We start from the raw sequence: 6715 nt of genomic DNA, 5'->3' as shown, positions 1-6715 counted from the left end.
CCTGGGACTAAAGTCTGTAATCTATAATCGATTGTTTATTAAATCAGACCAATGTAATTAAGTAGAACCAAAAGACTAAAAGAGCAACCATTTATATGGCTGCTCTTTTTTTTGTCCTCAATCTCACTTAATACCAATCACAGTAAGTATTCAGAAAAGCATCTGAGAAAATGCATTGAAATTAAGAATGAATAAAAAGAATACGAGATGGATTGGATTTTAGAAGAAAAAAAAACTAAATTGATTTAACTCGTTTTACTGTCGCGTTATTTGAGGCTAATAATGAAACTATTTACTATCTTGGCTTGCTCTAGCATTTTATTATTCACTGCTGGGTGCGCTCAGCAAACACAACAAAAACCAGAGATCTCTTCTGACAATATGAATCCACTATGCAATGTCGATAATGGCATGGCAGGAGGATGGAATACCTCTATCGTTACTCCAGACGTAGAACAAGCCACTAATTATGTTCTTGGTATGATGAATACCTCGGCAAAACTTGAAAAGATTTTAGCAGTAAAAACACAAGTAGTTGCTGGAACAAATTACGCCATTGATTTTAAATTAGATGATGGTCAAGTTTGGAACACTCGTGTGTTCAGAAATTTAAATGGTAAATTTACAATGACTCAACCTGCTCAACAAGGCAGCATGAATCAAAATTGCCAATCATGATTAAATAGAGGATTCTTTATGTTAAAAAAAATAGCAATTACCCTTAGTTTACTTCTTTCTCTTGCTGCTTGTAGTTCTTCAGAAAAAGAGCCATCAGCCAAAGCAGATATGGCAAACCCTGCTGCTGAATTTTGTGCAGAGCGCGGCACTTATAATTTAGACTCAGGTAATTGTACTCTGGGAAATGGTGATGTGGTTAATGCATGGGAATACTACCGTAACCATAAACAAGAAATGACAAAACCGGTCGGAAAAGCAAACCCTGCTGCTGTTTATTGTATTGAACAAGAAGGTTCTTACCATCTAGAAAACAGCGATTGCACACTAAAAACCGGTGAGGTTGTTAATGCATGGGACTTTTATAGAAGTAGCCTTTAATCACTTTCCAAGAAGTCACTATAAATAGGTTCAACAAAAAAGCAGCTCCGCACTAAAGTTCAAAAGCCAACATGGTAGTACTATGTGGAATAAAGCTGGGGCTGTTAATACCACGCGTTACGGATCTGCATTGAAGCGTTTATTAGGTATTGTTAGTGCTTAGCTGATCTTCACACCAAGAGCCTGACTCTAAAAATGGTTGCTTTGGTGTTCGTTCGAGGAAGTTAGTTACAGGCACCCAACTTTCATTCTCATCGCGCTTATAAATCCCTGTATACATTTTCTGCTCATCAAATGATATTTTGACTTTTACTTCACCGGATTCAAATGGTACTGAATACATACTACTAGCATATTCAAATCCAGTATTGTTTGGCAGATTGATATATACACTGAAAGTTAAGTGCTCTTTGTAAGAAACATATATAGTTTGATCAACTATAGGCTGAAAGAATGACACACGTTGAATTCCGGTACAAGTGTCACTATCCTCATATAATGCAATTGTAGTATATGCACCTTCTTGAGACATAAAATGAACTTTACCAGGTTTGCCTGCGTCCGGACTCTTACTATAAAAGGTAATTGGGGCTGCGCAACCTACTAAAAATATACTAGTAAATAGTATTAAATTAAAAGTTTTCATTTCGTGTTTCCCTCACAAATTTCTCTCCAGTTAATATTTAACGCTGCGTTAAATAATGAGTAACGCCACCACTTAATCTAAATCATTATTGCGCGAACAGAACTTACTCCATACCTACATATCCTGGTGTTGATTGAATACGATGACACCAATTTTGAATTGCTGGATATTGAGTTAAATCAAACCCACCTTCGTCTGCAACATGGCTATAAGCATAAAGAGATATGTCAGCAATTGTCATTTCATTACCAACAAGAAACTTAGTTTTGCTTAATTGGTTTTCCATTAATTGAAGAGCTTTATGGCCACCTTCTTGAAGTGAAAGATATTCAGCCTCTCTTTCCTTTGGCATACCTAAGTATTTTTGAATAAAGCGAGCTACCGCAATGAATGGTTCATGACTGTATTGTTCGAAGAACAACCACTCATATACTTTTGCTTTTAAGTACGTATCTGTTGGGAGAAATTCTGTATTTTCAGAAAAATAGCCTAAAATTGCATTCGATTCGCACAGATAACGTCCATCATCAAATTCAATCGCAGGTATTTTACCATTCGGGTATTTAGATAGAAATTCAGCTGTTTTGGTTTCACCATCTAAAATATTCACATGAACCCACTCATGCTTAACATCTAAAAACGATAGTAACATCTTAACTTTTAAACAGTTTCCTGATTGTAAATCACCGTATACTTTCATTTACGCCCTCCTTGACGATTACATTTAACGCTGCTTAAGTGATGAACACGCAATACATCCGTATACAAGTAAAATCACAAAAATTAATCACATAAGTAATTTATAGCAATCGTGCTATACACTAATTGTTCATTCTAAATAGGTCTTGTCATAATTACGGGGTTTGGATTTAGAGTTTCGCAATCATTGTACAAATCAGCATTTAGCTGAAGATATCTAGCTTGTATAATATTATTAGTATTAAAGGCTTTTTTTTGCTTGTTCTATTTGGTCTGAATATGTTGGGGAAATAGACACATTATTCCATTCATAATTAACATCAGTCACATATACATCTGCTCCACCATAAGGTAAGCGAAAAACCAATGTTTTATTGCAAGGCGTAAATGTACCTAATGGAGTTCCGCTAGCATCTTGAGCTTTAGTAGAAGTAATACCAATATAACTGCCTGCTTTCGCTGTTCCAACTATATAGCGCTTATCCTTTGTATATTCATATGATAAAGATGAAAACCAGTCTTCTTTAAATGTTTCATTTTCAAAATCAACGTTACCAACAGATAGCTTAATGTTATAAATGCTCGTGACATTACCAATAATAAAATTCACGTCTGGTGACTCTATTGTATTTTTTGATTCAGGTTCAGGATCGGTTGTTGCACAACTAGTTAGCGTAAAAATAAAAGCTAAAAAAAATACCCGGAAAAACATATAAATCACCTAAACCGTTACTAACAATATCTAATTATTTTACAACATAGGTATTTTTTAACCGATATAAAAACGTGAACTCCTTCGAATATACAAGCCAATCTTATTGGGTAAGCAAGCTAAAAATGCCTAGCATTGATAATCCGACTTAAACGCTTTTTATAACGCAGATGTCCACTAAACGTAAACTTTGCCTTTCAGATATAAAACACCTTTACCACAGATAACTACCGTTTCTTCTGAAACGCTGCACTTCAAAACACCACCTCTTTTTGAAGCTTGGTAAGCGACTAAATCTGACTTACCTAGGCTGTCAGCCCAATAAGGTGCTAGTCCTGAGTGGATAGAGCCAGTAACTGGATCTTCGTCACCGCCGTTTGCAGGCCAAAAATAACGAGAGATAAAGTCATAACTTTCAGATGTTGACGTCACCACCACATCCAAAGGCGCAAGTTGCTTCAATTCCTCTGAAACATAAGTAACCTCAAGGACATCTTGTTCACTGTCAAAGACTGCAAAGTAAGCCTGCCGATTTTTGAGAACTTGAATGGGTTCTTTAGATAAGCCATTTAGCAACGGTACTGGAGCAGTTAAAACAACCTCAGGCTTTTGGTTTGGAAAAATCATTTCGATTTCATTCTCTGCATTGAGAATAATGTTTAAGCTGCCAACCTCTCGTGTAATGAATTCAACTTGGCTTTGTACACCAAACTCAGTAAACAATACAAAAGCAGATGCCAAAGTAGCATGGCCGCAAAAATCGATTTCAGTCAAAGGAGAAAACCAGCGGATCTCATATTGACTCACTCCTACCTTTTTTATATAAGCTGTTTCTGACAGATTATTTTCTGCCGCTATATTTTGCATTAGATCGTCAGACAGCCAATCTTCAACAGGAATGACAGCTGCTGAGTTACCTTTAAACTGCTGATCTGTAAAAGCATCAACTATGAATATGTCCATTTCCAATATATAAACTCCATTTGCGCTATAACGCCTTGTAGTGTTGTAACTTAAGGCACCTTCGTTTCTATGTTTAACTGTCCAGCCAACCCAGCCTCACGATGAACGCTTAAAGCCGAAATTGCCAAGCGTTGTAAATCTACCTTAAACGCTTGTTATATTCTCAATCTCATCTTGGGTTAAATGATCACCACAAGTTTTTTTGGGAAGTAAAGAGATAATAGTATCTTGATAATCAATGCTAATAGTTTGATAGATATAATTTTGTGCTTTTACATACTCGAATGAGTTATCTATTGTATCCAAATACTCAGCTTTAATAGAGGGCTCACCCTTCAGCTTCGATTGTAAACGCTTTAAACACAAAACCCAACGATGGAATCAAAAACGCCATGCATTAGTAATCCATCTTAAATGCTTGTTAATTTATTTTTCACACAAATCGCACGATTTAATTAAATTGCACATTTAGAGTGATACTCTATAATAATATCGTATTTGCCGACTTGGAGCTTAACCATGTACACATTAACAGCAAATTATGCCAAACGTAATTTCGGTGAACTGCTTCTAAACGCTCAACGCGAGCCAGTTAAAATTAGTAAAAACAACAAAGATGCTGTGGTTGTGATGTCAATTAGAGACTATGAAGAACTTGAAGCTATGAAAGCCGATTACATAAAACATTGCTTTGAGGCTGCAAAAGCAGACCTAGCCCAAGGCAATATAGTTGACGGTGAGAACTTCTTAAGTGCGTTGTAAGTAAAGTATGCACAAGAGTAAATATAAACTCAGTAAATTAGCACAGGCTCATTTACACAAAATCAAAAATTATACTGTTACAAACTTTTCTCAGATGCAGTGGATCTCATATAAAGACACTCTTCTTACTGGTTTTCAGATGCTCGCTGAAAATCCGGCAGTAGGTAGAAACTGCAATGATATATATAAAAACGGTTTTTACTTCCCGGTCGGCAAGCACACAGCTTACTTTACCAAAGAAGACGGTTTTATTTTGGTCGTTGCTGTTCTTGGACAATCGCAATTGCCGCAAAACCATCTGCGATAATTACCACGCAAAGTATGTTTAGTTAGGCTGCTATTCTGACAGGTAAACTAACGCCCAATCAAGTAGCTGACAACACTACCAATACACTCAAACTTATCACCGAAATCACTAAGCTAAACCGAGTTGAAAACGCCGAGCGTTGGGAATTTGCCTTAAACGCTTGTTATGCCTGTGCCCATTCGCTACGTAAAACTGCTAAAACGATAGTATCCCACCATTTTGTCTTAAAGAAGCGATGATCCTTAAAGTGAGCTTCTTGTCTCATGCCCAATGACTTACACAACCTAATGGCAGGTAGATTCTTACTAATGGTTTCTGCATAAACACGATGAACACCTAACTCTGAAAAACCAAAGTTTAAAAGTGCTTTTGACGCTTCGAAACTTAGACCACTACCCTGAACTTCCCTAGAAAAGGCACAACCTATTGAAGCCTGGTTATTGGACTCCAATCGCAGGCAAACTATACCAATAAATGTTGCTGAGACCTTACTTTCAACAGCTAGTTGATACGATTGACGAGGAATTTCCGATATTTGATCCACAAAAAGGTGAGTTAATTCTCTGTATTTATCAGGGTTGCAGTCACTTTCATCGTAAAAACGCTGATACTTCGGATCTTGAGACATACTAACAAAAGCATTCTCGTCACCTAGCGTCATATCCCTAATTATCAGACGCTTAGTCTCGATTTCAAACATCGAACGTTCCTTGTTCTTCATAAGGCATAACGCCTAAATAACACGTTTACTACCATGTAAACCTAGCTGAATTTTAACGCCTTAATCCCTGAAACTAAAGGCAAACTGACAACGCCAAGTGTAGTAAATCGTGTTGATGCATTTGTATGCAATTCAATTAGTAGTGATAACGACAAGAAATTATCGTCAAATGTGAATCATTTACTGCATAAACTAGTCTATTTGTATCGTCAATCCTACGTGACCAAAAACCAGCTAAGTTCTCTTTCAATGGCTCAGGTTTGCCAATGCCTTCAAATGGTGAACGCTTTACATCTATGATTAACTTATTAATACGTTTAAGCGTTTTCTTGTCCTGCCCTTGCCAATATAAATAATCATCCCACGCTTCATCAGTCCAAGCTAACATTCGACTCATTCAAGCAAGCCTCTTTCCGTAGTTTGACCTGCATTGTATTGAGCAATTGATTTGTTTAAATGAGCAGCATTCGCAGGAGAACGTGATAAATATATCGTTTCCATTAAACTATTGTAATAGTCCATAGACATTACAACCGCATCTTCAGAATCTCGACGAGTGATAACCGTGCAGTCCGCATCATTAACCACGCCATCAAGAACAGATTTAAGACCATTTCTGGCTTCAGTAAAAGAAACTATACGCATAATTACCTCTTTATTGAGTTGTACCTAATGTTGAACAAGTATAATTCATAAAAACAAAATGTACAATATATTGCACAAGTAACAAAGAAGCAGTTAACGCCCAATTAAGGTGTGAAGCACGCTACTACGACACTCAATCAAAACACCGTAAACACCAAACTAAACCCAAACCAAAATTGCCAAGCGTGCTGAATCAATCTTAAA

Annotated in this window: 11 protein-coding genes; 4 read left to right on the top strand and 7 right to left on the bottom strand. The window is 36.7% G+C overall.

The window, feature by feature from the left end:
• The first annotated feature begins 282 nt into the window (after window positions 1-282).
• Together PVK70_RS12405 and PVK70_RS12400 are read left to right on the top strand one after the other, a co-directional pair.
• Complete coding sequence (locus PVK70_RS12405; RefSeq protein ID WP_130048461.1) at window positions 283-678, top strand: cystatin domain-containing protein; 396 nt, start codon at window positions 283-285, stop codon at window positions 676-678.
• A gap of 18 nt (window positions 679-696) precedes the next feature.
• Window positions 697-1056: a DUF333 domain-containing protein gene (locus PVK70_RS12400; RefSeq protein WP_130048460.1), complete on the top strand. Its 360-nt coding sequence runs from the start codon at window positions 697-699 to the stop codon at window positions 1054-1056.
• A gap of 142 nt (window positions 1057-1198) precedes the next feature.
• On the opposite strand, the gene PVK70_RS12395 is transcribed toward PVK70_RS12400, so the two are convergent.
• From PVK70_RS12395 to PVK70_RS12380, 4 genes are all read right to left on the bottom strand, one after another.
• Window positions 1199-1702: a hypothetical protein gene (locus PVK70_RS12395; RefSeq protein ID WP_130043286.1), complete on the bottom strand. Its 504-nt coding sequence runs from the start codon at window positions 1700-1702 to the stop codon at window positions 1199-1201.
• Between the two features lie 103 nt (window positions 1703-1805).
• Entirely contained in the window at window positions 1806-2402 is a 597-nt protein-coding gene (locus PVK70_RS12390; protein ID WP_130048459.1) for a glutathione S-transferase family protein, read from the bottom strand.
• 240 nt (window positions 2403-2642) lie between these two features.
• The gene (locus PVK70_RS12385) at window positions 2643-3113 is read right to left on the bottom strand and encodes a hypothetical protein (protein ID WP_242504797.1); all 471 of its coding nucleotides are present in this window, start codon (window positions 3111-3113) and stop codon (window positions 2643-2645) included.
• A gap of 177 nt (window positions 3114-3290) precedes the next feature.
• Window positions 3291-4082 carry a PhzF family phenazine biosynthesis protein gene (locus PVK70_RS12380; RefSeq protein WP_207216099.1) on the bottom strand — a complete coding sequence of 264 codons (792 nt, stop codon included), beginning with the start codon at window positions 4080-4082 and terminating at the stop codon, window positions 3291-3293.
• Between the two features lie 513 nt (window positions 4083-4595).
• On the opposite strand from PVK70_RS12380, the gene PVK70_RS12375 reads away from it, so the two are divergent.
• Together PVK70_RS12375 and PVK70_RS12370 are read left to right on the top strand one after the other, a co-directional pair.
• A complete protein-coding gene (locus PVK70_RS12375; RefSeq protein WP_130048458.1) occupies window positions 4596-4838 on the top strand; it encodes a type II toxin-antitoxin system Phd/YefM family antitoxin in 243 nt (80 codons plus the stop codon).
• A 7-nt stretch (window positions 4839-4845) separates the two neighbouring features.
• A complete protein-coding gene (locus PVK70_RS12370) occupies window positions 4846-5145 on the top strand; it encodes a type II toxin-antitoxin system RelE/ParE family toxin (protein ID WP_130048457.1) in 300 nt (99 codons plus the stop codon).
• A 163-nt stretch (window positions 5146-5308) separates the two neighbouring features.
• Here PVK70_RS12370 and PVK70_RS12365 read toward each other — a convergent pair whose 3' ends face one another.
• From PVK70_RS12365 to PVK70_RS12355, 3 genes are all read right to left on the bottom strand, one after another.
• Window positions 5309-5845, bottom strand: coding sequence for a GNAT family N-acetyltransferase (locus PVK70_RS12365; RefSeq protein ID WP_130048456.1), 537 nt, complete (start codon window positions 5843-5845; stop codon window positions 5309-5311).
• A gap of 157 nt (window positions 5846-6002) precedes the next feature.
• On the bottom strand, window positions 6003-6263 hold the full coding sequence (locus PVK70_RS12360) for a Txe/YoeB family addiction module toxin (protein WP_130048455.1): 261 nt from the start codon (window positions 6261-6263) through the stop codon (window positions 6003-6005).
• A complete protein-coding gene (locus tag PVK70_RS12355; RefSeq protein WP_012551877.1) occupies window positions 6260-6511 on the bottom strand; it encodes a type II toxin-antitoxin system Phd/YefM family antitoxin in 252 nt (83 codons plus the stop codon). The genes PVK70_RS12360 and PVK70_RS12355 overlap by 4 nt, the downstream gene beginning before the upstream one ends.
• Between the last annotated feature and the right edge of the window lie 204 nt (window positions 6512-6715).

This window comes from Aliivibrio sp. A6, assembly GCF_028765505.1.
GTDB lineage: Bacteria > Pseudomonadota > Gammaproteobacteria > Enterobacterales > Vibrionaceae > Aliivibrio > Aliivibrio finisterrensis_A.
This window is presented reverse-complemented; position numbering and strand designations above follow the sequence as displayed.

Coding starts and splice junctions, on each gene's coding strand:
- PVK70_RS12370 (WP_130048457.1), top strand. CDS start 4,846: ATGCACAAGAGTAAATATAAACTCAGTAAATTAGCACAGGCTCATTTA.
- PVK70_RS12395 (WP_130043286.1), bottom strand. CDS start 1,702: ATGAAAACTTTTAATTTAATACTATTTACTAGTATATTTTTAGTAGGT.
- PVK70_RS12385 (WP_242504797.1), bottom strand. CDS start 3,113: ATGTTTTTCCGGGTATTTTTTTTAGCTTTTATTTTTACGCTAACTAGT.
- PVK70_RS12375 (WP_130048458.1), top strand. CDS start 4,596: ATGTACACATTAACAGCAAATTATGCCAAACGTAATTTCGGTGAACTG.
- PVK70_RS12400 (WP_130048460.1), top strand. CDS start 697: ATGTTAAAAAAAATAGCAATTACCCTTAGTTTACTTCTTTCTCTTGCT.
- PVK70_RS12355 (WP_012551877.1), bottom strand. CDS start 6,511: ATGCGTATAGTTTCTTTTACTGAAGCCAGAAATGGTCTTAAATCTGTT.
- PVK70_RS12405 (WP_130048461.1), top strand. CDS start 283: ATGAAACTATTTACTATCTTGGCTTGCTCTAGCATTTTATTATTCACT.
- PVK70_RS12390 (WP_130048459.1), bottom strand. CDS start 2,402: ATGAAAGTATACGGTGATTTACAATCAGGAAACTGTTTAAAAGTTAAG.
- PVK70_RS12360 (WP_130048455.1), bottom strand. CDS start 6,263: ATGAGTCGAATGTTAGCTTGGACTGATGAAGCGTGGGATGATTATTTA.
- PVK70_RS12365 (WP_130048456.1), bottom strand. CDS start 5,845: ATGTTTGAAATCGAGACTAAGCGTCTGATAATTAGGGATATGACGCTA.